The 24,248-nt window shown below is 40.7% G+C and carries 25 protein-coding genes and 1 pseudogene; 24 read left to right on the plus strand and 2 right to left on the minus strand.

What is annotated here, in order from left to right; genetic code table 11:
• Positions 1–1,271 (plus strand): PspC-related protein choline-binding protein 1 (locus HT703_RS03815; RefSeq protein ID WP_172929933.1); only part of this gene is annotated, 1,271 nt, incomplete at its 5' end.
• Positions 1,272–1,778: 507 nt separating this feature from the next.
• On the opposite strand, the gene queA is transcribed toward HT703_RS03815, so the two are convergent.
• On the minus strand, positions 1,779–2,807 hold the full coding sequence (gene queA / locus HT703_RS03820) for a tRNA preQ1(34) S-adenosylmethionine ribosyltransferase-isomerase QueA (protein ID WP_054392790.1): 1,029 nt from the start codon (positions 2,805–2,807) through the stop codon (positions 1,779–1,781).
• Positions 2,808–2,957: 150 nt separating this feature from the next.
• Between queA and HT703_RS03825 the strand changes: the two genes are divergently transcribed.
• From HT703_RS03825 to HT703_RS03935, 23 genes and pseudogenes are all read left to right on the plus strand, one after another.
• Positions 2,958–3,665, plus strand: a complete 708-nt coding sequence (locus HT703_RS03825; protein WP_054392789.1) for a glucosamine-6-phosphate deaminase — start codon at positions 2,958–2,960, stop codon at positions 3,663–3,665.
• 138 nt (positions 3,666–3,803) lie between these two features.
• Complete coding sequence (rpsU, locus tag HT703_RS03830) at positions 3,804–3,980, plus strand: 30S ribosomal protein S21 (RefSeq protein ID WP_000048054.1); 177 nt, start codon at positions 3,804–3,806, stop codon at positions 3,978–3,980.
• Positions 3,981–4,219: 239 nt separating this feature from the next.
• Positions 4,220–5,155, plus strand: coding sequence for an HPr(Ser) kinase/phosphatase (gene hprK, locus HT703_RS03835; RefSeq protein WP_000115147.1), 936 nt, complete (start codon positions 4,220–4,222; stop codon positions 5,153–5,155).
• On the plus strand, positions 5,148–5,936 hold the full coding sequence (gene lgt / locus HT703_RS03840; RefSeq protein ID WP_054392788.1) for a prolipoprotein diacylglyceryl transferase: 789 nt from the start codon (positions 5,148–5,150) through the stop codon (positions 5,934–5,936). Before hprK ends, lgt begins: the two co-directional genes overlap by 8 nt.
• Positions 5,937–6,363: pseudogene (locus tag HT703_RS03845) on the plus strand (DUF948 domain-containing protein). It abuts the gene before it with no gap.
• Positions 6,336–6,731: a YtxH domain-containing protein gene (locus tag HT703_RS03850; protein WP_000517395.1), complete on the plus strand. Its 396-nt coding sequence runs from the start codon at positions 6,336–6,338 to the stop codon at positions 6,729–6,731. The pseudogene HT703_RS03845 and the gene HT703_RS03850 overlap by 28 nt, the downstream one beginning before the upstream one ends.
• 358 nt (positions 6,732–7,089) lie before the next feature.
• Positions 7,090–9,453 (plus strand): YSIRK-type signal peptide-containing protein, encoded by a 2,364-nt coding sequence (locus HT703_RS03855; protein WP_172929934.1) that lies wholly within the window; start codon positions 7,090–7,092, stop codon positions 9,451–9,453.
• A 175-nt stretch (positions 9,454–9,628) separates the two neighbouring features.
• Entirely contained in the window at positions 9,629–10,759 is a 1,131-nt protein-coding gene (gene hemW, locus HT703_RS03860; protein WP_001170090.1) for a radical SAM family heme chaperone HemW, read from the plus strand.
• A 4-nt stretch (positions 10,760–10,763) separates the two neighbouring features.
• Positions 10,764–11,501: an acyl-[acyl-carrier-protein] thioesterase gene (locus HT703_RS03865; protein ID WP_000524760.1), complete on the plus strand. Its 738-nt coding sequence runs from the start codon at positions 10,764–10,766 to the stop codon at positions 11,499–11,501.
• 10 nt (positions 11,502–11,511) lie between these two features.
• Positions 11,512–12,285 carry a TIGR01457 family HAD-type hydrolase gene (locus HT703_RS03870; RefSeq protein ID WP_000875448.1) on the plus strand — a complete coding sequence of 258 codons (774 nt, stop codon included), beginning with the start codon at positions 11,512–11,514 and terminating at the stop codon, positions 12,283–12,285.
• Complete coding sequence (locus HT703_RS03875) at positions 12,275–12,892, plus strand: TIGR01906 family membrane protein (RefSeq protein WP_023936061.1); 618 nt, start codon at positions 12,275–12,277, stop codon at positions 12,890–12,892. Before HT703_RS03870 ends, HT703_RS03875 begins: the two co-directional genes overlap by 11 nt.
• 210 nt (positions 12,893–13,102) lie before the next feature.
• Positions 13,103–13,504, plus strand: a complete 402-nt coding sequence (locus HT703_RS03880; protein WP_000631259.1) for a Spx/MgsR family RNA polymerase-binding regulatory protein — start codon at positions 13,103–13,105, stop codon at positions 13,502–13,504.
• Positions 13,504–13,782: a UPF0223 family protein gene (locus HT703_RS03885; protein ID WP_023936063.1), complete on the plus strand. Its 279-nt coding sequence runs from the start codon at positions 13,504–13,506 to the stop codon at positions 13,780–13,782. The genes HT703_RS03880 and HT703_RS03885 overlap by 1 nt, the downstream gene beginning before the upstream one ends.
• Positions 13,772–14,545: an inositol monophosphatase family protein gene (locus HT703_RS03890; RefSeq protein ID WP_172929935.1), complete on the plus strand. Its 774-nt coding sequence runs from the start codon at positions 13,772–13,774 to the stop codon at positions 14,543–14,545. The genes HT703_RS03885 and HT703_RS03890 overlap by 11 nt, the downstream gene beginning before the upstream one ends.
• A complete protein-coding gene (locus HT703_RS03895) occupies positions 14,546–15,850 on the plus strand; it encodes an RsmF rRNA methyltransferase first C-terminal domain-containing protein (RefSeq protein ID WP_172929936.1) in 1,305 nt (434 codons plus the stop codon).
• A gap of 685 nt (positions 15,851–16,535) precedes the next feature.
• A complete protein-coding gene (gene pstS / locus HT703_RS03900) occupies positions 16,536–17,414 on the plus strand; it encodes a phosphate ABC transporter substrate-binding protein PstS (protein WP_000746334.1) in 879 nt (292 codons plus the stop codon).
• On the plus strand, positions 17,414–18,331 hold the full coding sequence (gene pstC / locus HT703_RS03905; RefSeq protein ID WP_001070908.1) for a phosphate ABC transporter permease subunit PstC: 918 nt from the start codon (positions 17,414–17,416) through the stop codon (positions 18,329–18,331). Before pstS ends, pstC begins: the two co-directional genes overlap by 1 nt.
• Positions 18,321–19,205, plus strand: coding sequence for a phosphate ABC transporter permease PstA (gene pstA / locus HT703_RS03910; RefSeq protein ID WP_001201787.1), 885 nt, complete (start codon positions 18,321–18,323; stop codon positions 19,203–19,205). The genes pstC and pstA overlap by 11 nt, the downstream gene beginning before the upstream one ends.
• 10 nt (positions 19,206–19,215) lie before the next feature.
• The gene (gene pstB / locus HT703_RS03915) at positions 19,216–20,019 is read left to right on the plus strand and encodes a phosphate ABC transporter ATP-binding protein PstB (protein WP_000109217.1); all 804 of its coding nucleotides are present in this window, start codon (positions 19,216–19,218) and stop codon (positions 20,017–20,019) included.
• Between the two features lie 12 nt (positions 20,020–20,031).
• Complete coding sequence (gene pstB, locus HT703_RS03920; RefSeq protein WP_172929937.1) at positions 20,032–20,790, plus strand: phosphate ABC transporter ATP-binding protein PstB; 759 nt, start codon at positions 20,032–20,034, stop codon at positions 20,788–20,790.
• Between the two features lie 11 nt (positions 20,791–20,801).
• Positions 20,802–21,455, plus strand: a complete 654-nt coding sequence (gene phoU, locus HT703_RS03925; RefSeq protein WP_000946465.1) for a phosphate signaling complex protein PhoU — start codon at positions 20,802–20,804, stop codon at positions 21,453–21,455.
• An 84-nt stretch (positions 21,456–21,539) separates the two neighbouring features.
• Positions 21,540–22,013 carry an NUDIX domain-containing protein gene (locus HT703_RS03930; RefSeq protein ID WP_033605139.1) on the plus strand — a complete coding sequence of 158 codons (474 nt, stop codon included), beginning with the start codon at positions 21,540–21,542 and terminating at the stop codon, positions 22,011–22,013.
• Positions 22,014–22,132: 119 nt separating this feature from the next.
• The gene (locus HT703_RS03935) at positions 22,133–22,948 is read left to right on the plus strand and encodes an ABC transporter substrate-binding protein (RefSeq protein WP_166731929.1); all 816 of its coding nucleotides are present in this window, start codon (positions 22,133–22,135) and stop codon (positions 22,946–22,948) included.
• Positions 22,949–22,967: 19 nt separating this feature from the next.
• Here HT703_RS03935 and HT703_RS03940 read toward each other — a convergent pair whose 3' ends face one another.
• Positions 22,968–24,239 carry a PLP-dependent aminotransferase family protein gene (locus tag HT703_RS03940; protein WP_000744853.1) on the minus strand — a complete coding sequence of 424 codons (1,272 nt, stop codon included), beginning with the start codon at positions 24,237–24,239 and terminating at the stop codon, positions 22,968–22,970.
• Positions 24,240–24,248: the final 9 nt, after the last annotated feature.

The following is a 24,248-nucleotide window of genomic DNA, read 5'->3' on the forward strand; positions in this document are numbered from 1 at the left end:
ATCCAGAGAATGGTCATGTTACCGAAAAGGTTACCGTAGAGAAAAAAGAAGCCACGGATACAGTTATCAAAGTTCCAGCTAAAAGCAAGGTTGAGCGTGAAGTCCTTCCTACAAGTGTCATCCGTTATGAAAAAGATGAGACTAGAGACCGAGGAGCTTCTATTGAGATGGTTGACGGAGAGGATGGCTATGTAACCACAACGACGACCTACGATGTTAATCCAGAGACTGGTAAGGTTAGCGAAAAGGTTACTGTTGATAGAAAAGAAGCCACGGATACAGTTATCAAAGTTCCAGCTAAGAGCAAGGTTGAAGAAGTTCTTGTTCCATTTGCTACTAAATATGAAGCAGACAATGACCTTTCTGCAGGACAGGAGCAAGAGATTACTCTAGGAAAGAATGGGAAAACAGTTACAACGATAACTTATGATGTAGATGGAAAGAGTGGACAAGTAACTGAGAGTACTTTAAGTCAAAAAGAAGACTCTCAAACAAGAGTTGTTAAAAAAGGAACCAAGCCCCAAGTTCTTGTCCAAGAAATTCCAATCGAAACAGAATATCTCGATGACTCAACTCTTGATAAAGGTCAAGAAATAGAAGAAGCAGGAGAAATTGGTGAAATTACGCTTACTACAATCTATACTGTAGATGAACGTGATGGAACAATTGAAGAAACTACTTCTCGTCAAATTACTAAAGAGATGGTAAAAAGACGTATAAGGAGAGGGACGAGAGAACCTGAAAAAGTTGTTGTTCCTAAGAAGTCATCTATTCCTTCATATCCTGTATCTGTTACATCTAATCAAGGAACAGATTCAGCATTAGAACCAGCTAAACCAGTTGCTGCAACAACAGGCTGGAAACAAGAAAATGGTATGTGGTATTTTTATAATACTAACGGTTCCATGGTAACGGGTTGGGTACAAGTGAATGGTTCATGGTACTATCTCAACTCTAACGGTTCCATGGCAACAGGTTGGGCACAAGTGAATGGTTCATGGTACTATCTCAACTCTAACGGTTCCATGGCAACAGGTTGGGAGCAAGTTGATGGTTCATGGTACTATCTCAACGATAATGGTTCTATGGAGATAGGTTGGCTACAAAATAATGGTTCATGGTACTACCTCAACAGCAACGGTTCTATGAAAGCCAATCAATGGTTCCAAGTTGGCAGTAAATGGTATTATGTAAATGCATCGGGTGAGCTAGCGATCAATACAAGTATAGATGGCTATAGAGTCAATGATAATGGTGAATGGGTGCGTTAACAGATTCCTCCCTGCGACACAATTGATAATAGTATGTCTGAATATATAATTATGTATAAAAAGCTATAGATAAGGTCATCTTATAGCGACTATAAAAAGTGAACAAGCCTAGTCTTCTGTACATTAGAATTCAGGTTTGTTCACTTTTTGTTTAGTCTTTGATTTTGAGACTAAGGAGAGTCAGGGTCAAAGTAGTGAATGATTCTGAAACCACTCATAATAGTCTCTTGAGAGGACAGATAAGAGTAACAAATATGGTGCTACTCATGTATCTTGTATTTTGATTTACAAACAGCGAAGAAAATATAGGAAGCTGAAATAAAATATAGATGAATCGATTTGGAGAGTCAACGCAATCTATGGCAATATTTTCGCAGCTAGGGAGAAACATTTTAATTTTAATGTACTAGGCGTCCTCTACAGCTAGCTAGAGTTTCAATTGTAGATGTTCTTTGAAATAATATCTTAGTGATTTATTGGTATTAGAAGATTTAGAGAAATTCTTTCTCAATAAATAAACATGGCATCACCGAAACTGAAGAAGCGGTAGTGTTCTTGAATGGCATGGTGATAAGCGTCTAAGACTAATTCACGGCCTGCAAAGGCAGAAACCAACATGACCAGAGTTGATTTTGGCAGGTGGAAGTTGGTTGAAAAAGCATCCACGACCTTCCACTCATAGCCAGGTTTGATAAAGATATTGGTCCAACCAGAATCTGCTTGGATTTGCCCCTCAAACTTGGAACCAATAGTTTCCAAGGTGCGGATAGAAGTGGTTCCGACAGCGATGACACGACCACCATTTTCCTTAACAGAGCGGAGAGTTGCAGCTGCTTCCTCAGAAAGTTGATAGAACTCTGAGTGCATTTCGTGTTCGTCTAGATTGTCCACAGAAACGGGTCTAAAGGTTCCGAGTCCGACATGAAGAGTCAGATAGACTAGATGAACACCCTTAGCTTGGATTTCTGCTAGCAGTTCTTTGGTGAAGTGAAGTCCAGCAGTTGGTGCAGCAGCTGAGCCGCTTTCCTTGGAGTAAACTGTTTGATAGCGTTCACGGTCATCCAGTTTTTCGTGGATATAAGGTGGCAGCGGCATTTCACCCAGACTTTCCAAAACTTCTAGGAAAATTCCGTGGTATTCGAAGCGGACAATGCGGCCTCCGTGGGTCAATTCTTCTGTAATGACAGCGCTGAGGCGACCATCACCAAAGCTGATACGAGTACCGACCTTGAGGCGTTTGGCAGGTTTAGCCAGAACTTCCCACTCATCTCCAGCAGTATTTTTGAGCAGGAGAAGTTCCACATGGCCTCCAGTTTCTTCCTTTTGACCATAGAGGCGGGCAGGGAGAACGCGGGTGTCGTTCATAACGAGGGCATCACCAGGTTCCAGCATATCAATAATGGAGTGGAAGTGTTTGTCCTGCATTTTTCCTGTCTCACGGTTGACGATGAGGAGTTTAGAGGCGTCTCGTTTTTCAAGGGGTGTTTGGGCAATCAATTCCTCAGGTAAGTGGAAGTCAAAATCAGCTGTATTCATATATCTGTTCATTCTTTCTAAGTTCTAATCCTATCCATTATAACATGTTTCAAGTATAGACGCTCTTTTTTTAGAAATTAAATCGTTTTCACTTGACAAAAATTGGTCTATACCATATAATAAAAATAGATAGAAATGGAGGATGAAAAGATGAAAGTTATTAAAGTTGAAAACCAAATCGAAGGTGGAAAAGTTGCTTTTGAGATTTTGAAGGAAAAATTAGCCAATGGCGCTCAAACCTTAGGGTTTGCGACAGGAAGTAGTCCACTTGAATTTTATAAGGAAATTGTTGAAAGTGACCTCGATTTTTCAAATCTAACCAGTGTCAACCTTGATGAGTATGTAGGCCTTGATGGCGACAATCCACAGTCTTACCGTCACTTCATGCAAGAAAACTTGTTCAACCAAAAACCATTTAAAGAAAGTTTCTTGCCTCGTGGTGTTAAGGATCATGCTGAAGCTGAAGTTGAACGCTACAACCAAATTTTGGCTGACCATCCAGTTGACCTGCAAATCTTGGGAATCGGTCGCAATGGGCATATCGGCTTTAATGAGCCTGGTACTCCATTTGACAGTCAAACGCATCTAGTAGAACTTGACCAGTCTACTATTGAAGCCAATGCGCGCTTTTTTGACAAGATTGAAGACGTCCCAACCCAAGCTATTTCAATGGGGATTAAGAACATCTTGGATGCCAAGTCAATCCTTCTCTTTGCCTACGGTGAGTCGAAAGCAGAAGCCATTGCCGGAACAGTGTCTGGCCCAGTGACTGAGAATCTACCTGCAAGTAGTCTCCAAAATCACCCTGATGTGACCATTATTGCGGATGCTGAAGCGCTTAGCTTACTTGAAAAATAAAAAGCAATGTTCTATTGAACGCTTTCAACTCTTGTATAAATGTAAGAAAAAATCAAAATTAAACCGCATTTTTGCTTGACAATTATTCCTTTTACGTGTAGAATAAAATAGATATTGAACTTGAAGGGAGTGAAAAAAATGTCTAAAACAGTAGTACGTAAGAATGAATCTCTTGACGACGCACTTCGTCGTTTCAAACGTGCGGTTACTAAAGCTGGTACTCTTCAAGAAACACGCAAACGTGAATTCTATGAAAAACCTTCTGTAAAACGTAAACGTAAATCAGAAGCAGCTCGTAAACGTAAAAAATTCTAATTTGAAATGAAAGGCTGGAGAAATCTAGTCCTTTTTCTTTTAATACTCTTCGAAAATCTCTTCAAACCACGTCAACGTCGCCTTGCCGTAGATATGGTTACTGACTTCGTNNCTAGTTTCCTAGTTTGCTCTTTGATTTTCATTGAGTATAAATAAATACTCCAAAGCCTGCAAAAATCTGAAACTTCCTCCTACAATTTGATATAATAGAGAGAAGAACTCGATTGAAGGAGGAAATGATGTCGGTTTTAGTAAAAGAAGTGATTGAAAAGCTTAGACTAGACATTGTCTATGGCGAACCAGAATTGCTTGAAAAGGAAATCAATACAGCAGATATTACGCGACCTGGTCTTGAAATGACAGGTTATTTTGACTACTACACGCCAGAGCGGATTCAACTTTTGGGGATGAAGGAGTGGTCTTATCTGATCAGCATGCCTTCCAACAGCCGTTATGAAGTTTTGAAAAAAATGTTTCTACCTGAGACACCAGCGGTCATTGTTGCCCGTGGTTTGGTGGTTCCAGAGGAGATGTTAAAAGCAGCCAGAGAATGTAAGATTGCTATTTTAACCAGCCGTACAGCGACAAGTCGTTTATCTGGAGAGTTATCTAGCTATCTGGATTCTCGTTTGGCAGAACGTACCAGTGTTCATGGGGTTTTGATGGATATCTATGGGATGGGCGTCTTGATTCAGGGAGATAGTGGAATTGGTAAGAGTGAGACAGGTCTGGAACTTGTCAAACGTGGTCACCGCTTGGTAGCTGATGATCGGGTCGATATCTTTGCCAAGGATGAGATTACTCTTTGGGGTGAACCGGCTGAAATCTTGAGACACCTGATTGAAATTCGTGGGGTTGGGATTATCGATGTCATGAGCCTCTACGGTGCCAGTGCCGTCAAGGATTCTTCACAGGTTCAACTTGCTGTCTATTTGGAAAACTATGATACACATAAGACTTTTGATCGTCTTGGAAACAATGCAGAGGAAATAGAAATTTCTGGCGTAGCCATTCCTCGTATCCGCATTCCAGTTAAAACAGGTCGTAATATTTCTGTCGTGATTGAGGCAGCTGCCATGAATTATCGTGCCAAGGAAATGGGCTTTGATGCGACCCGTTTGTTCGAAGAACGACTGACAAGTCTCATCGCTCGAAATGAGGTGCCTAATGCTTGATCCAATTGCTATTCAACTAGGCCCTCTAGCCATTCGTTGGTATGCCTTGTGTATTGTTACAGGTTTGATTCTTGCGGTTTATTTGACCATGAAAGAAGCGCCTAGAAAGAAGATCATACCAGACGATATTTTAGATTTTATCTTGATAGCCTTTCCCTTGTCTATTTTAGGAGCTCGTCTCTACTATGTCATTTTCCGTTTTGATTATTATAGTCAGAATTTGGGAGAGATTTTTGCCATTTGGAATGGTGGTTTGGCCATTTACGGTGGTTTGATAACTGGGGCACTTGTACTCTATATCTTTGCTGATCGTAAACTCATTAACACTTGGGATTTTCTAGATATTGCGGCGCCTAGCGTCATGATTGCCCAAAGTTTGGGTCGCTGGGGCAATTTCTTTAACCAAGAAGCTTATGGTGCAGCAGTGGATAATTTGGATTATCTACCTGTCTTTATTCGTGACCAGATGTATATTGAGGGGAGCTACCGTCAGCCGACCTTTCTTTATGAGTCCCTATGGAATCTACTTGGATTTGCCTTGATTCTGATTTTTAGACGAAAATGGAAAAGTCTCAGACGAGGTCATATCACGGCTTTTTACTTGATTTGGTATGGTTTCGGTCGTATGGTCATCGAAGGCATGCGAACAGATAGTCTCATGTTCTTTGGCCTTCGAGTGTCTCAATGGCTATCAGTTGTCCTTATCGGACTGGGTATTTTTATCATTCTATATCAAAATCGAAAGAAGGCCCCTTACTATGTTACAGAGGAGGAAAACTAAATGTTAGAAGTTGCATATATTTTTGTTGCCCTTGCTTTGATTGTATTTTTAGTGTATCTAATCATTACTGTACAAAAGCTTGGCCGTGTTATCGATGAAACAGAGAAGACGATTAAAACCTTGACTTCAGATGTGGATGTGACCTTGCATCATACCAATGAATTGCTGTCTAAGATCAATGTCTTGGCAGATGATATTAATGTCAAGGTGGCAACGATTGATCCACTCTTTAGTGCTGTTGCAGATTTATCTCTATCTGTTTCAGACCTCAATGACCATGCGCGTGTCTTGAGCAAGAAAGCTTCATCAGCTGGTTCAAAAACACTCAAGACTGGGGCAAGTTTATCAGCTCTTCGTCTTGCAAGTAAATTTTTAAAAAAATAAAAAAGGAGAATCCTTATGGGTAAATTATCCTCAATCCTTTTAGGAACCGTTTCAGGTGCAGCTCTTGCCTTGTTTTTAACAAGCGACAAGGGCAAACAAGTTTGCAGTCAGGCTCAAGATTTTCTGGATGATTTGAGAGAAAATCCAGAGTATGCCAAGGAGCAGGTCTGTGAAAAACTGACAGAAGTCAAGGAGCAGGCTACAGATTTTGTTCTTAAAACCAAAGAACAGGTTGAGTCGGGTGAAATCACTGTGGACAGCGTCCTTGCTCAAGCCAAATCATGTGCTCGTCAAGCGACAGAAGTATCAAAATATCGATTCAATAATCTCAAAGAGCAATGGCAAGAAAAGGCCGAAATTCTTGATGAATCAGAAGAGATTGTGATTGATATCAAAGAAGAAAAAATCTAGATTTGATGAGACTGGGCAAAAACTCAATTCTAGGAGAAAATGAAGTAGATCTTCCCATAATCAAACGCATAGTATCAAGGTTTTTCAAGGCCTGATATTATGCGTTTTTTGATTTTCATTGAGTATTATGGTATAATGGCAGTGTTGAAAGTGAAATATTTACATTTTTTATATTGTACTGATATTTTATTAATATTAAGCAATTCATTTTTTTATGATTAGAAATCAATGTGGTAGTTTATAATCAAGCAGAGGAAAAGTTCTAAAATTTTAGTCAAGAAAGGGTTTAGTATTTTGTCAAGGGAAAATAGTAGAACTCTCTATTTTGTAAAAAATAGCTAGAAAGAAAGTTGGTAAAATGAAAGATATTTTTAATAAACGTCAATGTTTTTCGATTCGAAAGTTTTCTGTTGGAGTGGCTTCTGTATTAATAGGCATTGCTTTGTTTACACCATCCCAGGGAGTACTTGCTTCTACGGAAAATTCTCCATCTTCTGTGGATAAAAGAGAAGAAGTTCAACCTATACTAGATAATCAAAATAATCCTTCTTCTGAGTTAGATACCAGAGATGTTCCAATAGGATCTACAAGGACTACAGAACCCGTCAGATCTGGGAATAAGGAAAATAATAGCTTGACCACAAGGGATTTCGTGGCGGGTGAAGACAGATCAAGCACTCCAGCGGTGAGAGCAGCATCAAATCCTTCCGAGGTTAAAAAGTATGAATTAACTGATGAGTATGCTAAGCAAATAAAAGCAGGAGTAATCGGTTCAGAAGGTAATAAGCTTGATAGTTTATTGTTAAACGGCTCTAAGTTAAGTCCAGAAGCCTATACAGATGATGATTACTTGAAGGATAAAGAAGAACTTTATATTTATGAAAAAGGTGGGAAAAAGTATGTAGGTTATAATAGTCATCCCTTATTAGAAGATACTGATGGTGATGGTATTATTGACAGTAAAGAAAAGCCAGATGAAAAATTAAAATGGAATGTAAGTGAGCGCGATATGATTATGTTCATGGAATTATCCTACCGTGATGATAATTATATTGATAGAGTGCTGGATCATAAGAGACCCTTAACAGAGTCAGAGTTATATAAAAAGAATGGTGACAGTAAACCACGTTATGAGTATATGATGATGAATAAGGAATTGGGGCCTTATTGGGAAAGGAAGAAAAGTTACCATACCTCCAGTGGACTAGATGCTGTCTTGTATGAAACGAAGAGTGATTTCTTATATTTACCAAATGGAACTGCACAAGTATTAGCCTTTCGTGGAACAAGTGATGCGAAAGATATAGGAGCTGATATAACACTTGGATTAGGAAGCAATCCTCAACAAGGGATAGATGCAGAAAATATTATGCATGAACTAGCTAAAGATAAGAGTATTACTAATCTTTATTTGACAGGTCATTCTTTAGGAGGATATTTAGTACAACGGGCAATGGTTGAAGCTTATCAGTTGGCATATTCTGACAGCAGAGTCATGTCTCCTAAAGAACAGTTGGCTTATAGAAACGTTTATAATAATGTATTAAAAAAAGGCACAACCTTTAATGCTCCAAAAGTTGTGACCAATTTGCTTTCCAGTCGTGAATTTTGGCAAAAAGGTTTAGATAGCAAAAAAATAGCCAAGTCTGGTAAAATGACTCATTATATTGTTGATAATGATTTGGCGATAAGAAAAGGCGTCAGCAATGATAGTGATGTTGTTATAAATGTTGGACGAACCAGTGGAGGTCACAGTTCACGTTCTTATTTTGAAGCTGATATGATTAATAGACGATCAGAGTTTATATCTGGGAAACGAATTTCCTTAGATGGGACAGGTTATCAAGATAAAAACATTGCAACAGTTAAATCTGTAGAAAAAGTTGGAGAAACTGTTGTATATAGTAAACGCGGAGATGACATCATTAAGTCAATAACTGTGAGTATGAAAGATCTCGATACAGGACAGATTACTAACAATACAATTGATGAAGTGTTTAAGAAAGATGGAGCCAAATCTACAGTTGTCGTTACCCAACTTGAGCCAAGTGTACGTTATGAAAAAGATGCCACAAGAGCTAAAGGTGAAGCTAATGTAACAACAACTGGTACTTCAGGTACTAGTACAGTAACAACAACTTATAGTGTAGATCCTAACACTGGAGATCTGATTGAACATGTAGGACAACCAGTAGTTAAGCAACCGGCAATAGAAACAGTTGTCAAAGTCGCAGCCAAGGACAAAGTAGTAGAAACCCCGATTGAACCTGAAGTTGAATATGTTAGAGATGGTGAACGAGAAGTTGACACACCTAATGAACGCGTTGAAGGAGCAAAAGGTAAGACAGTTACAACAACCACTTACGATGTAGATTCAACTGACGGTCATATCACAGAACACATTGCTAATAATATAACAACACCAGCTAAGGTAACACCAGGTAAAGTCACTCCAGCAACTCCAGTCACACCTGCTACTAATGGAAATTCTGGTCAAGATACACCTGCACCTGCATCAACAACTCCAATTCCAGATGCAGTTACTCCGAATGCAAATCATGAAGATACTACAGATGCTAGTGATAATGGAACTAAGTCAAATGATTCTCAAAATGTATTACCAAATACAGGAACAGAATCAAATGCGACTCTTGCATCTCTAGAACTTCTTGGTCTGCTAGGCGGTCTCGGACTTGCTCTTGGAAAGAAAAAAGAAGACTAAAAATTTAGTCAAATGAACATTCATTCTTTTGTATTGTAAAGACAAACTAGATTGGTTCTGGGAATCGTGTTCGTCATAAAATAAAAAGAATGTTTAGATAAAGAAAGCGAACAATGCTAGGATTTTGTTAAAGGGAATTCTAAGTATTGTTCGCTTTTGTGGTATAATAAGTACTATGCAGAAAAAACCAACGTCAGCCTATGTGCACATCCCATTTTGTACCCAGATTTGTTATTATTGTGATTTTTCAAAAGTTTTTATTAAGAATCAGCCAGTCGACAGTTATTTAGAGCATCTGTTAGAAGAGTTTCGTTCTTATGATATTCAAAAGTTGCGGACCCTCTACATTGGTGGTGGGACACCAACAGCCTTGTCAGCTCCGCAACTGGAGGTGTTATTGAAGGGCTTGACTAAAAACTTGGACTTGTCTGCCTTGGAAGAGTTGACCATTGAAGCCAATCCAGGCGACTTGGACGCGGATAAGATTGCTGTTTTGAAAAACTCGGCTGTCAATCGTGTTTCGCTAGGCGTGCAGACCTTTGACGACAAGATGCTGAAAAAGATTGGGCGCAGTCATTTGGAGAAGGATATTTATGAAAATATCGACCGCCTGAAATTGGCTGGTTTTGACAACATCTCCATTGATTTGATTTATGCGCTGCCTGGTCAGACCATGGAGCAGGTCCAGGAAAATGTGGCTAAGGCCATTGGACTGGATATTCCCCACATGAGTTTGTATAGCTTGATTTTGGAAAATCATACGGTCTTTATGAACCGTATGCGACGAGGGAAATTGCCTCTGCCTAAGGAGGAACTGGAAGCGGAGATGTTTGAGTACATCATCACTGAGCTTGAGCGAGCAGGCTTTGAGCATTATGAGATTTCTAATTTCTCCAAACCTGGTTTTGAAAGTCGCCACAATCTTATGTACTGGGACAATGCTGAATACTATGGCATCGGTGCTGGAGCATCTGGTTATGTCAATGGTATTCGCTATAAAAATCATGGTCCCATTCGCCATTATCTTAATGCGGTTGAGGAAGGCAATGCTCGTATCACAGAGGAGTACCTGAGTCAAAAAGAGCAAATGGAAGAAGAAATGTTCCTGGGACTCCGCAAGAAATCAGGAGTCTCCATGGCGCGATTTGAGGAAAAATTTGGACGGTCTTTTGATGGACTTTATGGAGAAATTGTCAGAGACTTGGTTCAACAAGGTCTCATGCAAATAGACGGTGATCGCGTGCGCATGACAAAGAGAGGTCTCTTTTTAGGAGACACCGTAGCAGAACGATTTATTTTGGAGTAGGATGATGGGCTTAACTTATCAAATGAAAATGAAAATTCTTTTTGATATGGCTGACATGAACGGTCATATCAAACTTCCAGATGTGATTTTGCTGTCCCTACAAGTTTCAGGGATGCAGTCGATTGAACTGGGAGTTAGTGATAAGGCCATTTTAGAAGAGCATAATCTGGTCTGGATTATCACAGAATACGATATTGAGGTGGTTCGTTTGCCTCGTTTTGCGGAAGAAATTACCATCGAAACGGAAGCCCTGAGCTACAATCGGCTCTTTTGCTACCGTCGCTTTACCATTTATGATGAAGCAGGTCAGGAACTCATCCACATGATGGCGACCTTTGTTCTCATGGACCGAGACAGTCGAAAAATCCATGCTGTCGAACCTGAGATTGTGGCTCCTTACCAGTCTGAATTTAATAAAAAGCTTATCCGCGGGCCAAAGTATGAGTTCTTGGAAAATCCAATTAGCAAGGATTACCATGTCCGTTTTTACGACTTGGATATGAATGGTCATGTCAATAACAGTAAATACTTGGATTGGATTTTTGAGGTCATGGGAGCGGACTTTTTGACCCACTATATTCCCAAGAAAATCAATCTCAAGTATGTCAAGGAAGTTCGACCAGGTGGGTTTATTACATCGGCTGTTGAAAGGACTGGACTGGAAAGCAAGCATGAGATTACAAGCGACGGGGCTACCAATGCCCAAGCTATCATCACATGGCAAGAAATAAAAAAGGCTTAGGGAGAAATAGATGAAATATAAAGGCTATTTAATTGATTTAGACGGAACCATTTATAAGGGGAAAGACCGAATCCCAGCAGGAGAGGCTTTTGTCCATGAATTGCAAAAGCGAGACATCCCCTATCTCTTTGTGACCAACAATACAACCCGTACTCCTGAGAGTGTTCAAGAAATGTTGGCTCAGAATTTTAATATCGATACGCCTCTATCGACTGTCTACACAGCGACTTTGGCAACTATCGACTATATGAATGACTTGGGACTGGAAAAGACTGTCTATGTTATCGGAGAATCAGGGCTCAAGGAAGCCATCAAGGCGGCTGGCTATGTGGAAGACAAGGAAAATCCTGCCTATGTGGTAGTAGGTCTGGACTGGCAAGTCGATTATGAAAAATTTGCCACAGCAACTCTAGCTATCCAAAAGGGAGCTCATTTTATCGGAACCAATCCTGACCTCAATATCCCGACAGAGCGTGGTCTTTTGCCTGGTGCTGGTTCACTGATTACCCTGCTTGAAGTAGCAACACGAGTGAAGCCTGTTTATATCGGAAAACCCAATGCCATCATTATGGACAAGGCGGTTGAGCACTTAGGCTTAGAACGTGAAGAGTTGATTATGGTTGGAGATAACTATTTAACTGATATTCGAGCAGGGATTGACAATGGCATTCCAACGCTCCTAGTAACGACTGGTTTTACTAAGGAAGAAGAAGTAGCAGACCTGCCAATTGCACCGACACATGTGGTTTCTAGCCTTGCGGAGTGGGATTTTGATGAAAACTAAACTGACCTTTTGGGCCTCTATGCTCTTTCTCCTCTCCCTCTCAATCCTTATGACCATTTATCAGGCTTGGATTTTTTATCCGCTGGAAATTCAGTGGCTAAACTTAACGAATCGAGTTTATCTAAAACCAGAAACCATTCAGTACAACTTTCATATCTTGATGAATTACCTGACCAATCCTTTTAGTCAGGTCCTAGAGATGCCAGATTTTCGTTCGTCAGCAGCTGGTCTGCACCACTTTGAGGTGGTCAAGAACCTCTTTCACTTGGTTCAGCTAGTAGCTCTAGTGACACTTCCAAGTTTCTATTTCTTTGTCAATAAGATTGTAAAAAAGGGCTTTTTATCTTTATTTAGTAAAGGGCTCCTGACCCTAGTGGTTTTTCCTTTGCTGATTGGTCTTGGGGGAGTTTTGATTGGTTTTGACCAATTCTTTACTCTTTTCCATCAAATTCTCTTTGTGGGAGATGATACCTGGCTTTTTGACCCAGCCAAGGATCCAGTGATTCTGATTTTGCCAGAGACCTTCTTCCTTCATGCCTTCCTCCTCTTTTTTGCCCTATATGAAAGCTTCTTTGGCTATCTTTATCTGAAAAGTCGTAGGAAGTGAAATGAAAGCTGTTTTTAATTTACGTATATAAAAATGCATATTGTTTGAAACCATGGTTAAGAAGGAATTAATCAAATTCAAACAAAGGCAATCGTTCGCGAACAGTCTATTTTTCTTGAAAAAATAGGCTTTTTTTCTAAAAATCTCTAGTCAAGCGCTTTATTTTTTTGTATAATAGAAGTAGCAAAGTATAGATAAGAAGAGAAAAGCATGATTACACTATTTCTATCACCGAGCTGTACATCATGTCGTAAGGCTAAGGCCTGGTTAGAAAAACATAAGGTTCCCTTTGTGGAACACAATATTATGACCAGTCCTTTAACAAGAAAAGAATTGCAACACATCCTTTCCTTGACCGAAAATGGTACTGATGACATCATTTCAACTCGTTCAAAAATTTTTCAAAAATTGAATATTGATGTAGAGAGTATTTCGGTATCGGAATTGCTTCATTTGATTGAGCAGTATCCTAGTCTTTTGCGTCGTCCAATTATTATTGATGCCAAGCGCATGCAAATCGGTTTTAATGAAGATGAGATTCGTGCTTTTCTCCCTCGTAGTTACCGTAAGCAAGAACTAAAAGAAGCAAGAATGAGAGCTGGTATTAGTTAATGAACAAACAGTATAGTTACCCACTAGATTTGTCGTGGAGCACTGAAGAACTTGCTTCAGTGCTTTCTTTTTTTAATGATGTTGAAGCTGCCTATGAAGGCAAGGTAGAGGCTAAAAAGTTACTGGACTCCTATAAGCGATTCAAGGCGGTTGTGCCAAGCAAGAGTGAAGAAAAACGTTTGGGACGAGAATTTGAAACAGTCAGTGGCTATTCGCTTTACCGAGCAGTTCAGGCGGCTAAGGAAAAAGGGGAAGGAAAGATTTCTCTTGGAAAGTAAATTTGAATTTGCTAAAGAGCTAATTAAGAAAGCGGGTCAGTACATCCTTGACCACATGCAGGAAGACTTGCGTGTTGAGACCAAGTCCTCTCCAACAGATTTGGTGACCAGACTGGACAAGGAAGTTCAGGAACTCTTGGTTGGTGAGATTTTGTCCCGTTATCCTGAGGATAAGATTTGTGCTGAAGAAGGGTGTCTGCGAGCTTCGGTTCAAGAGGGCAAGGTTTGGATCATTGATCCCATTGATGGTACCAATAATTTTGTCGCCCAGCAGGAAGGTTTTGCTGTTATGATGGCTTATTTTGAAAATGGTCAGGGACAGTTTGGTCTGATTTATGATGTGGTCAAAGGAGATTGTTATCATGGTGGTGGGGTCTTTCCAGTCTGTCGAAATAATAAGCCCCTAGCTCCCTTTAAAGCCAAACCACTTGGAGATTTTCTTATTGCGGGAAATAGTGGCATGCTGGAAACCAATGAATGGGGCTTGGCTGATTTGAGTCGAGCAGTACTTGGTGTTCGTGTTTATGGGAGTGCGGCCATTAGTTTTGCCAAGATTTTGTCAGGGCGTTTGTTGACCTATGTCACCTATCTGCAACCATGGGATTATGCTGCAGCTAGTATTTTAGGGGAAAGTCTGGGCTATCGGGTTGTGACCCTATCTGGTCAACCTCTTGATTTTCAAACCAGACAACCGGTCATGATGCTACCTCTTGAGATGCAGGAGGAAATTCAGTCCTATATTTACGAAAGGAAAAGAACTTAAATGCAATTTCCAGAAGGATTTGTTGAAAAATATGAAGAGATACTAGGAGATGAGGCAAGAGATTTTCTTGCCTCTTTTGAGGAGGAAGCGGTTTCGGCCTTTCGGGTCAATCCCTTAAAAGAAGAGCAACTTTCCTTTTCTGATGCCATTCCTCAAACCCCTTGGGGCCACTATGGGAAGGTTTCAGGGAAATCGCCTGAGCATGCTACAGGTTTAGTTTATTCGCAAGAACCTGCTGCTCAAATGGTGGCTCAAGTAGCCCAACCCAGTCCTGGTATGAAGGTCTTGGACTTGGCTGCTGCACCGGGGGGCAAATCAACTCAACTGGCAGCCTATCTAGCAGGGGAGGGGCTACTTGTTTCCAATGAAATTTCAAGCAAACGGGCTAAGATTTTAGTAGAAAATATGGAGCGCTTTGGTGCGACAAATGTTGTGGTGACCAATGAATCTGCTGACCGCTTGGCCAAGGTTTTTAAGGGCTATTTTGACCTGATTGTCCTTGATGCCCCTTGCTCAGGGGAAGGGATGTTCCGTAAGCAACCAGATGCTATGGACTATTGGAGCTTAGATTATCCGAGTCAATGTGCTAGCTTGCAAAGAGAAATTCTGGAGGATGCAGTGACCATGCTAGCAGAAAGTGGTCGCTTGGTTTATTCAACCTGTACCTGGGCTCCCGAGGAAAACGAGGATATTGTCAATTGGCTACTGGAGGACTATGATTTTGATTTGTTGCCAGTAGAGCATATCAATGGAATGGTAGCTGGTATTGATCTGCCAGAAACGGCTCGTATGTACCCTCATCATTTTAAGGGAGAGGGTCAGTTTATCGCGCATTTACAATTTAAAGGTGAAAATCCAGCCCCTAAATTTAAGACAAGTAAGAGCAATCTCAGCCGAGAACAAGTTGCCTTGTGGCAGGAATTTGCCCAAAACCACCTGAAGGTTAATCTATCGGGTATCTTGCAGACGTTTGGTGACCAACTCTATCTCCTGCCAGAACTTTTGCCAGATTTAGGGAAGCTCAAGATTGCTCGCAATGGACTGCATCTGGGCACTTTTAAGAAGAAACGCTTTGAGCCCAGTTTCGCTCTTGGTCTAGCCTTGAAACCGAGTCAGGTCGAACAGTCGGTTGAAATTGGCCAAGAAGCGTTTGTCAAGTATGTGGCTGGAGAAACTGTTCAGCTGGCAGAAAGTCTGCCAAATGGTTGGTACCAAGTTTTGGTTAAAGGCAATGGCTTGGGCTTTGCAAAGGTTACTGGAAATGTTTTGAAAAATTATTTTCCAAAAGGCCTCAGATTCAAGTGAAAATGCTAGTCAAATATCTTATTCTATGTTATAGTGAAAGTATGGATTTTTTTAGTAGGATGATTCTTGATATCTTGATTGCCATCACATGTAGTTTTACTACTCAATGAAAATCAAAGAGCAAACTAGGAAGCTAGCCATAGATAGCTCAAAATACTGTTTTGAGGTTGCAAATAGGACTGACGGAGTCAGTTACAAAGCATTGCTTTAAAGTTGTAGATAGGACTGACCAAATAGGTACATACCTATAACAAGGCAAGGCTGACCTGGTTTGAAGAGATTTTCAAAGAGTACAAGAAGTTTAGTTATTAGCGTTCTTACCGCTTGTAAACTAGATTTCCCATAAAATAGAATCTTTTCCTTTTAGTTGTAAACTAGTCTGGGAGAGTAGAGAGGTTTGAGATACCTTTCTAGCTTTTGGATTATCATCTAAGGAGAGTAACCTTTTCCTTGCATTAAAAAGGGGAAAAAGAGACACGAAATGACTATAATGGGTGACAATGGGGGAAGGGATAGACAAGAGATTTTATCCACATATGAAAAAAGGAGGTTAGAAAAGAGTAATATAGCCTATATTATATAAATAATCAATTGCGCAGAAATTTGGTAAGAATTCATGCGTCAACTCATAAAGAACTACTTAAAAAATTCACAGTATTCATAATTATTTTCGAGGAGAAAAACAGTGAAAAAAAGAAAAAAGCTTGCTCTGTCTCTTATCGCTTTTTGGCTGACGGCTTGTTTAGTAGGCTGTGCTAGCTGGATTGATCGTGGAGAATCCATAACGGCTGTTGGCTCAACTGCCTTGCAACCCTTGGTTGAAGTAGCGGCAGATGAATTTGGCACGATCCATGTTGGAAAAACGGTCAATGTCCAAGGGGGAGGTTCTGGTACAGGCTTGTCCCAGGTTCAGTCTGGGGCAGTTGATATAGGAAACTCAGATGTATTTGCTGAGGAAAAAGACGGAATTGATGCTTCTGCTCTTGTTGACCACAAGGTCGCGGTAGCTGGCTTGGCTCTGATTGCCAATAAGGAGGTCGATGTTGATAACCTAACGACAGAGCAACTTCGTCAAATCTTCATAGGTGAGGTAACCAATTGGAAAGAGGTTGGTGGTAAGGACTTACCCATCTCTGTTATCAATCGGGCAGCCGGCTCTGGCTCTCGTGCTACCTTTGATACTGTCATTATGGAAGGTCAGTCCGCCATGCAAAGTCAGGAGCAGGATTCAAATGGAGCGGTAAAATCAATCGTATCAAAAAGTCCAGGAGCTATCTCTTATTTATCTCTTACCTATATAGATGATTCGGTCAAAAGCATGAAGTTGAATGGCTATGACTTAAGTCCAGAAAATATAAGTAGCAATAATTGGCCCTTGTGGTCTTATGAGCATATGTATACATTGGGGCAGCCCAATGAGTTGGCTGCAGAATTTCTCAATTTTGTTCTCTCGGATGAGACCCAAGAAGGGATTGTCAAAGGATTGAAGTATATTCCGATTAAGGAAATGAAGGTTGAAAAAGATGCTGCCGGAACTGTGACAGTGTTGGAAGGGAGACAATAATGAATCAAGAAGAATTAGCTAAGAAAATGTTGCTTCCATCAAAGAATTCTCGTCTGGAGAAATTAGGAAAAGGTTTGACCTTTGCCTGTCTTTCTTTGATAGTCATCCTTGTGGCCATGATTTTGGTTTTCGTAGCGCAAAAAGGCTTGTCGACCTTCTTTGTCAATGGTGTGAATATCTTTGACTTTCTTTTGGGAGGAACTTGGAATCCTTCTAGTAAAGAATTTGGTGCCCTTCCTATGATTTTGGGTTCCTTTATCGTTACCATTCTCTCAGCCCTTATCGCAACACCCTTTGCTATTGGTGCAGCAGTTTTTATGACCGAAGTATCACCAAAAGGGGCGAAGATTTTGCAACCAGCTATTGAACTCCTGGTTGGGATTCCTTCAGTAGTGTACGGATTTATTGGCTTGCAAGTCGTCGTTCCCTTTGTTCGCAGTGTCTTTGGTGGGACTGGTTTTGGGATTTTGTCAGGGATTTCCGTCCTCTTTGTCATGATTTTGCCGACCGTAACCTTTATGACAACGGATAGCTTGCGTGCGGTTCCTCGTTATTATCGTGAGGCCAGTTTCGCTATGGGAGCCACTCGCTGGCAGACTATCTGGCGTGTGATCTTGAAGGCGGCCCGTTCTGGTATTTTCACTGCAGTGGTCTTTGGGATGGCGCGTGCCTTTGGTGAGGCTCTAGCTATCCAGATGGTTGTCGGAAACTCCGCTGTTATCCCAACTTCCTTGACCACACCAGCTGCAACTTTAACTTCTATATTAACTATGGGAATTGGGAACACTGTCATGGGAACTGTAAATAATAATGTTCTCTGGTCACTGGCCTTGGTACTGCTCTTGATGAGTTTAGTTTTTAACAGTGTGATTAAATTGATTACGAAAGAAAGAGGAAAGAAAAATTATGCGCGCTAAGAAATTAGATAAACTTGCAACAGCTGTCCTCTATACGATTGCTAGCATCATTGTGACAATCTTGGCTTCCTTGATTCTCTATATCTTGGTTCGGGGCTTGCCCCATATCTCTTGGTCTTTCTTGACTGGAAGGTCTTCTGCTTTTCAAGCAGGTGGTGGGATTGGCATTCAGCTTTACAATTCCTTTTTCCTATTGGTCATTACTTTGATTATTTCTGTACCTCTTTCTATGGGAGCTGGGATTTACTTGGCTGAGTATGCTAAAAAAGGTCCTGTTACCAACTTTGTGCGGACTTGTATTGAAATCTTGTCCTCTTTACCATCAGTGGTGGTGGGTCTCTTTGGTTACTTGATCTTTGTAGTCCAGTTTGAGTATGGATTTTCAATCATTTCAGGTGCCTTGGCCTTGACAGTCTTTAACTTGCCTCAGATGACGCGTAATGTAGAGGATAGTTTGAAACATGTTCACCATACCCAACGTGAGGCTGGTCTGGCTCTTGGGATTTCTCGTTGGGAGACAGTGGTTCATGTTGTTATTCCAGAAGCGCTTCCAGGTATTGTAACGGGTGTCGTCTTGGCATCTGGTCGTATCTTTGGCGAAGCTGCAGCTCTGATTTATACAGCAGGGCAATCGGCGCCAGCTCTTGACTGGTCTAACTGGAATATCCTCAGTGTGACTAGCCCCATCTCTATCTTCCGTCAAGCAGAAACCTTGGCTGTCCATATCTGGAAAGTCAATAGTGAAGGCACTATTCCAGATGGAACTATTGTATCAGCAGGTTCTGCCGCTGTGCTCCTAATCTTTATCCTGATTTTTAACTTTGGAGCTCGTAAGTTCGGAAACTATCTACACAAGAAATTAACCGCTGTCTAAAGGAGAAGCCATGTCAACATATAACTGGGATGAGAAGCATATCCTTACCTTTCCTGAAGAAAAAGTAGCCCTTTCTACTAAGGATGTCCATGTTTACTATGGTAAAAATGAATCCATTAAGGGGATTGATATGCAATTTGAAAGAAATAAAATTACAGCTTTGATTGGTCCGTCGGGATCGGGGAAATCTACCTACTTACGCAGTCTCAATCGCATGAATGATACTATTGATATTGCTAAAGTAACTGGGCAGATTCTCTATCGTGGAATTGATGTCAACCGTCCAGAAATCAACGTTTATGAAATGCGTAAACACATTGGAATGGTTTTTCAACGCCCTAATCCATTTGCTAAGTCAATTTACCGTAATATTACCTTTGCGCATGAACGTGCTGGAGTTAAGGATAAGCAAGTCCTAGATGAAATCGTAGAAACCTCCCTTCGTCAGGCTGCCCTCTGGGATCAGGTTAAAGACGATCTCCACAAGTCAGCCTTGACCTTATCAGGTGGTCAGCAACAACGTCTCTGTATCGCTCGTGCCATCTCTGTTAAGCCAGATATCCTCTTAATGGATGAGCCAGCCTCAGCCTTGGATCCGATTGCGACCATGCAACTAGAAGAGACCATGTTTGAGCTCAAGAAAAACTTTACCATCATCATTGTAACGCATAATATGCAGCAGGCTGCTCGTGCAAGTGACTATACAGGCTTCTTTTACTTGGGTGATTTGATTGAGTATGACAAAACTGCAACTATTTTCCAAAATGCCAAGCTACAGTCCACCAATGACTATGTATCTGGTCACTTTGGTTAGAAAGGAAACCGTATGACAGATGCGATTTTACAGGTATCAGACCTGTCCGTTTATTATAATAAAAAGAAGGCTTTGAATAGTGTTTCCCTATCTTTCCAACCTAAGGAAATTACAGCCTTGATTGGTCCATCTGGATCAGGGAAGTCAACCCTCCTCAAGTCTCTTAACCGCATGGGAGATCTCAATCCAGAGGTGACCACAACTGGATCCGTGGTGTACAATGGTCACAACATCTACAGTCCGCGTACAGATACGGTTGAATTACGTAAGGAAATCGGAATGGTTTTCCAACAACCTAATCCTTTCCCTATGACTATCTATGAGAATGTTGTCTACGGGCTTCGTATCAATGGAATTAAGGATAAGCTGGTTCTGGATGAAGCCGTAGAAAAAGCCTTGAAAGGTGCCTCTATCTGGGATGAGGTCAAGGATCGTCTACATGATTCAGCTATTGGATTGTCAGGTGGTCAACAGCAGCGTGTCTGTGTGGCCCGTGTCTTGGCAACCAGTCCTAAAATCATCCTCTTGGATGAGCCAACTTCGGCTTTGGATCCGATTTCAGCTGGTAAAATTGAGGAAACCTTGTATGGTCTAAAAGACAAGTACACCATGCTTCTGGTAACCCGTTCCATGCAACAAGCTTCACGTATCTCTGATAAGACAGGATTTTTCCTAGATGGAGATTTGATTGAATTTAATGATACCAAGCAGATGTTCCTTGATCCCCAACACAAGGAAACGGAAGACTATATTACAGGAAAATTTGGATAAGGAGATGAAAGATGTTACGATCTCAATTTGAAGAAGATTTAGAGAAATTACATAACCAGTTCTACGCTATGGGACAAGAAGTGCTCTCACAAATCAATCGTACGGTGCGTGCCTTTGTCACGCATGACCGTGACCTGGCAAAAGAGGTCATCGAAGATGACGCAGAAGTAAATGAATACGAAGTGAAACTGGAAAAGAAATCATTTGAAATGATTGCACTCCAACAACCAGTCTCTCAAGATTTGCGTACAGTCTTGACTGTCCTTAAGGCTGTATCAGATGTGGAGCGTATGGGGGATCACGCTGTAGCCATTGCCCAGGCAACCATCCGTATGAAGGGGGAAGAGCGCATCCCAGCTGTAGAGGAAGAAATTCAAAAAATGGGACGTGAAGTTAAAAGCGTTGTTGAAGCAGCACTTGATCTTTATCTTAATGGTTCTGTTGACGACGCATACCGGGTAGCCTCCATGGATGAGCAAATTAACCACTATTTTGAAACTATCCGTGACCTTGCGACTGAAGAGATTAAGAAAAATCCAGAAGCCATTGTTACGGGTCGTGATTATTTCCAAGTTATTTCCTACTTGGAGCGTATCGGTGACTATGCTAAAAATATCTGTGAATGGGTTGTTTACTTTGAAACAGGTAAGATTGTCGAATTATAAAGTATTCAAAGGATAAAATTATTGTGAAAGCTTACTTTTTAATACAGTAAGCTTTCATTGTATAGATAGTTTACTTTGTCAGAGGTGAATAATGAACTACATACAGAATATCAGAAAAAAGTTGGAAAAGATAAGATTATTTTAAATTTTACCTGTGGAATATTAAGTCAATCAGGAAAAATTTTATTACAAAAACGAGCAGATAAAGGAACGTGGGGATTACCAGGTGGTGCTCTTGAATTAGGAGAATCGGCTTTAGAAGCTTTAGTGCGAGAGTTTTATGAAGAAACAGGAGTCGAAGTGAGGGTGGAAAAACTCTTAAATGTTTATACAAAATATTCAGACAGTTATCCGAATGGTGATGAGGCTCAAGTTCTTACAATCTTGTATTTAGTTTCATCTGAAACTTCTATCTCTACAAATTTTTTTACAAGTGATGAAACTTTAGAATTAGGATTTTTTGATCATAGTGACATACAAAATATTGCAATTGTAAACCAGCAGCATCAAGATATGATAAATGATTTTTTTGAAAATAAGTTCCCAATAGATAGATAAACTAACCACTGTATTTCTATTTTTTAGTAAATATATTTTATGAAAATGCAAGAAAACACTTGACAAGTAACTTAGATATCGTTATAATTATACAAAATTAACAGAGGGGTTGTTTATTTATGAAATCAAAAAAATGGATATTTGTTTTATGTAGTTTTCTTGCAAGTTTCTTCTTAGTAGCTTGCCAGTCAGGTTCGAATGGTTCTCAGTCAGCTGTTGAGGCCATTAAGCAAAAGGGGAAATTGGTTGTGGCGACAAGTCCTGACTATGCACCTTTTGAATTTCAGTCTTTAGTTGACGGGAAAAATCAGGTAGTCGGTGCGGACATTGATATGGCTCAAGTTATCGCTGATGAACTTGGGGTGAAGTTGGAAATTTCAAGCATGAGTTTTGACAATGTCTTGACCAGTCTTCAAACTGGGAAGGCTGACCTAGCAGTTGCGGGAATTAGCGCTACTGACGAGAGAAAAGAAGTCTTTGATTTTTCAATCCATTACTATGAAAACAAGATTAGTTTCTTGGTTCGTAAGGCTGATGTAGAAAAATACAAGGATTTAACTAGCCTTGAAAGTGCTAATATTGCGGCTCAAAAAGGGACTGTTCCAGAATCAATGGTCAAGGAACAATTGCCAAAAGCTCAATTAACTTCCCTAACTAATATGGGTGAAGCAGTCAATGAATTGCAGGTTGGAAAAGTAGATGCTGTTCATATGGATGAGCCTGTTGCACTTAGTTATGCTGCTAAAAACGCTGACTTAGCTGTCGCAATTGTCAGCTTGAAGATGAAGGACGGCGACGCCAATGCCGTTGCTCTTAGAAAAAATAGTGATGATTTGAGAGAAGTTGTAGACAAGGTCATCCAAAAACTCAAGGATGAAGGAACTTACCAAAGCTATCTTGAAAAAGCAGCAAGTCTAACTGAAGTTGAAGAATAAGAAAAAGCAGAGTTGGATGTCATTCCAATTCTGCTTTTAAATAGTTTAAAACCTTTTCCAGATTGTCTAGGGACACCTTGGCAAATTGATAAGGACAGGTGCTTAAATAGGCCTCTTCAAAGAAGTCCAAGCCTAGTTGACTGTGTTTGAGATTGGCGATTTTAGGATACTGTCTCAGGTCTAGCAATAAACCATCGTGAAGAGGAAAATGAGGAAGAGGACAGGGGCTGTAAGCTAGTCTTTCCTTGATTTGTTTTTGGTAAGTTTCTTGATTATTCAAGCGAGTCAGACGATTTTTCTCAAACAATTGACTATCGATATAGAGTGATAAGGCCTTTTGCATGATGAGGTTGCTGTCGTAGTCTAGGATATTTTTGTAGGCCACAAATGCTTCTTTGATAGCATTTGGAAGAATGAGTGCTGTAATACGAAGGGCTGGAAAGAGGCTGGTCGAGAAGGACTTGATATAAATGACACGCTCCTCTGTATCAAGATAGTGGAAGGTTTGGCCCTTCTTGGAGTCCAAATCACCCAGATAATCGTCCTCTACGATATAGACATCATACTTGGCTGCTAAGTCAAGAATAGCTCGTTTGTCCTGCTCAGAATAGGAATGGCCTAGAGGATAGTGAAATCGAGGAATGGTATAGAAAAACTTAATTTTTCCTGTTTTGAAGTGGCCTTCCAGTTCCTTCAAGTCAATCCCATCAATGCCTCGTTCAATCGTTTGATAGTCCAGACCCTGAGCAATCAAGAGGCGATTCATTCGATGGTAGGTCGGTTGTTCCATCAAGATTTCCTTGGCTTGGCTAGGGAAGGAAATTTGAGAAAGGATAAACAAGGCTTGTTGGGTTCCAGAAGTCAGTACCAGTTGGTCAGCCTTGCAGTAGAGGGCTTGGTCAAAGAGGAGTTGGTGAATGGATTGTCTTAAGTCTTCTAAACCTTCTTGATTTTCATAGTAGTTGAAGAGGTAGTTTTCCCGGCCAATCAAAGTTTCATTGACACAGAGTCGGAAATCGTCATAGGCGCTGGCGTGTTCATCCGTAACCTCGATTTCGAGGTCTTGGTGTTGCCCTTGTTCTAGGACATAGTAGCCACTCTGGGGCTTGGCATAGAGGTATTGTTCGTACCGTAATTCCAGCAGGGCGCGCTGAACGGTGTCCTTGCTACAGTGAAAGTCAAGGCTTAGTTGACGGATAGAAGGCAGGCGACTTCCCGTCGGAAAGCGTCCAGACTCGATACCATTTTTCAGATAGGAAACGACCTCTTGGTACTTGCTTTGTTTCTTCATTCCAGACCT

The organism is Streptococcus sp. 3874, from assembly GCF_013276425.1.
In the GTDB taxonomy this organism is placed as follows: Bacteria; Bacillota; Bacilli; order Lactobacillales; family Streptococcaceae; genus Streptococcus; species Streptococcus pseudopneumoniae.

Coding starts and splice junctions, on each gene's coding strand:
- queA (WP_054392790.1), bottom strand. CDS start 2,807: ATGAATACAGCTGATTTTGACTTCCACTTACCTGAGGAATTGATTGCC.
- HT703_RS03825 (WP_054392789.1), top strand. CDS start 2,958: ATGAAAGTTATTAAAGTTGAAAACCAAATCGAAGGTGGAAAAGTTGCT.
- rpsU (WP_000048054.1), top strand. CDS start 3,804: ATGTCTAAAACAGTAGTACGTAAGAATGAATCTCTTGACGACGCACTT.
- hprK (WP_000115147.1), top strand. CDS start 4,220: ATGTCGGTTTTAGTAAAAGAAGTGATTGAAAAGCTTAGACTAGACATT.
- lgt (WP_054392788.1), top strand. CDS start 5,148: ATGCTTGATCCAATTGCTATTCAACTAGGCCCTCTAGCCATTCGTTGG.
- HT703_RS03850 (WP_000517395.1), top strand. CDS start 6,336: ATGGGTAAATTATCCTCAATCCTTTTAGGAACCGTTTCAGGTGCAGCT.
- HT703_RS03855 (WP_172929934.1), top strand. CDS start 7,090: ATGAAAGATATTTTTAATAAACGTCAATGTTTTTCGATTCGAAAGTTT.
- hemW (WP_001170090.1), top strand. CDS start 9,629: ATGCAGAAAAAACCAACGTCAGCCTATGTGCACATCCCATTTTGTACC.
- HT703_RS03865 (WP_000524760.1), top strand. CDS start 10,764: ATGGGCTTAACTTATCAAATGAAAATGAAAATTCTTTTTGATATGGCT.
- HT703_RS03870 (WP_000875448.1), top strand. CDS start 11,512: ATGAAATATAAAGGCTATTTAATTGATTTAGACGGAACCATTTATAAG.
- HT703_RS03875 (WP_023936061.1), top strand. CDS start 12,275: ATGAAAACTAAACTGACCTTTTGGGCCTCTATGCTCTTTCTCCTCTCC.
- HT703_RS03880 (WP_000631259.1), top strand. CDS start 13,103: ATGATTACACTATTTCTATCACCGAGCTGTACATCATGTCGTAAGGCT.
- HT703_RS03885 (WP_023936063.1), top strand. CDS start 13,504: ATGAACAAACAGTATAGTTACCCACTAGATTTGTCGTGGAGCACTGAA.
- HT703_RS03895 (WP_172929936.1), top strand. CDS start 14,546: ATGCAATTTCCAGAAGGATTTGTTGAAAAATATGAAGAGATACTAGGA.
- pstC (WP_001070908.1), top strand. CDS start 17,414: ATGAATCAAGAAGAATTAGCTAAGAAAATGTTGCTTCCATCAAAGAAT.
- pstA (WP_001201787.1), top strand. CDS start 18,321: ATGCGCGCTAAGAAATTAGATAAACTTGCAACAGCTGTCCTCTATACG.
- pstB (WP_000109217.1), top strand. CDS start 19,216: ATGTCAACATATAACTGGGATGAGAAGCATATCCTTACCTTTCCTGAA.
- pstB (WP_172929937.1), top strand. CDS start 20,032: ATGACAGATGCGATTTTACAGGTATCAGACCTGTCCGTTTATTATAAT.
- phoU (WP_000946465.1), top strand. CDS start 20,802: ATGTTACGATCTCAATTTGAAGAAGATTTAGAGAAATTACATAACCAG.
- HT703_RS03935 (WP_166731929.1), top strand. CDS start 22,133: ATGAAATCAAAAAAATGGATATTTGTTTTATGTAGTTTTCTTGCAAGT.
- HT703_RS03940 (WP_000744853.1), bottom strand. CDS start 24,239: ATGAAGAAACAAAGCAAGTACCAAGAGGTCGTTTCCTATCTGAAAAAT.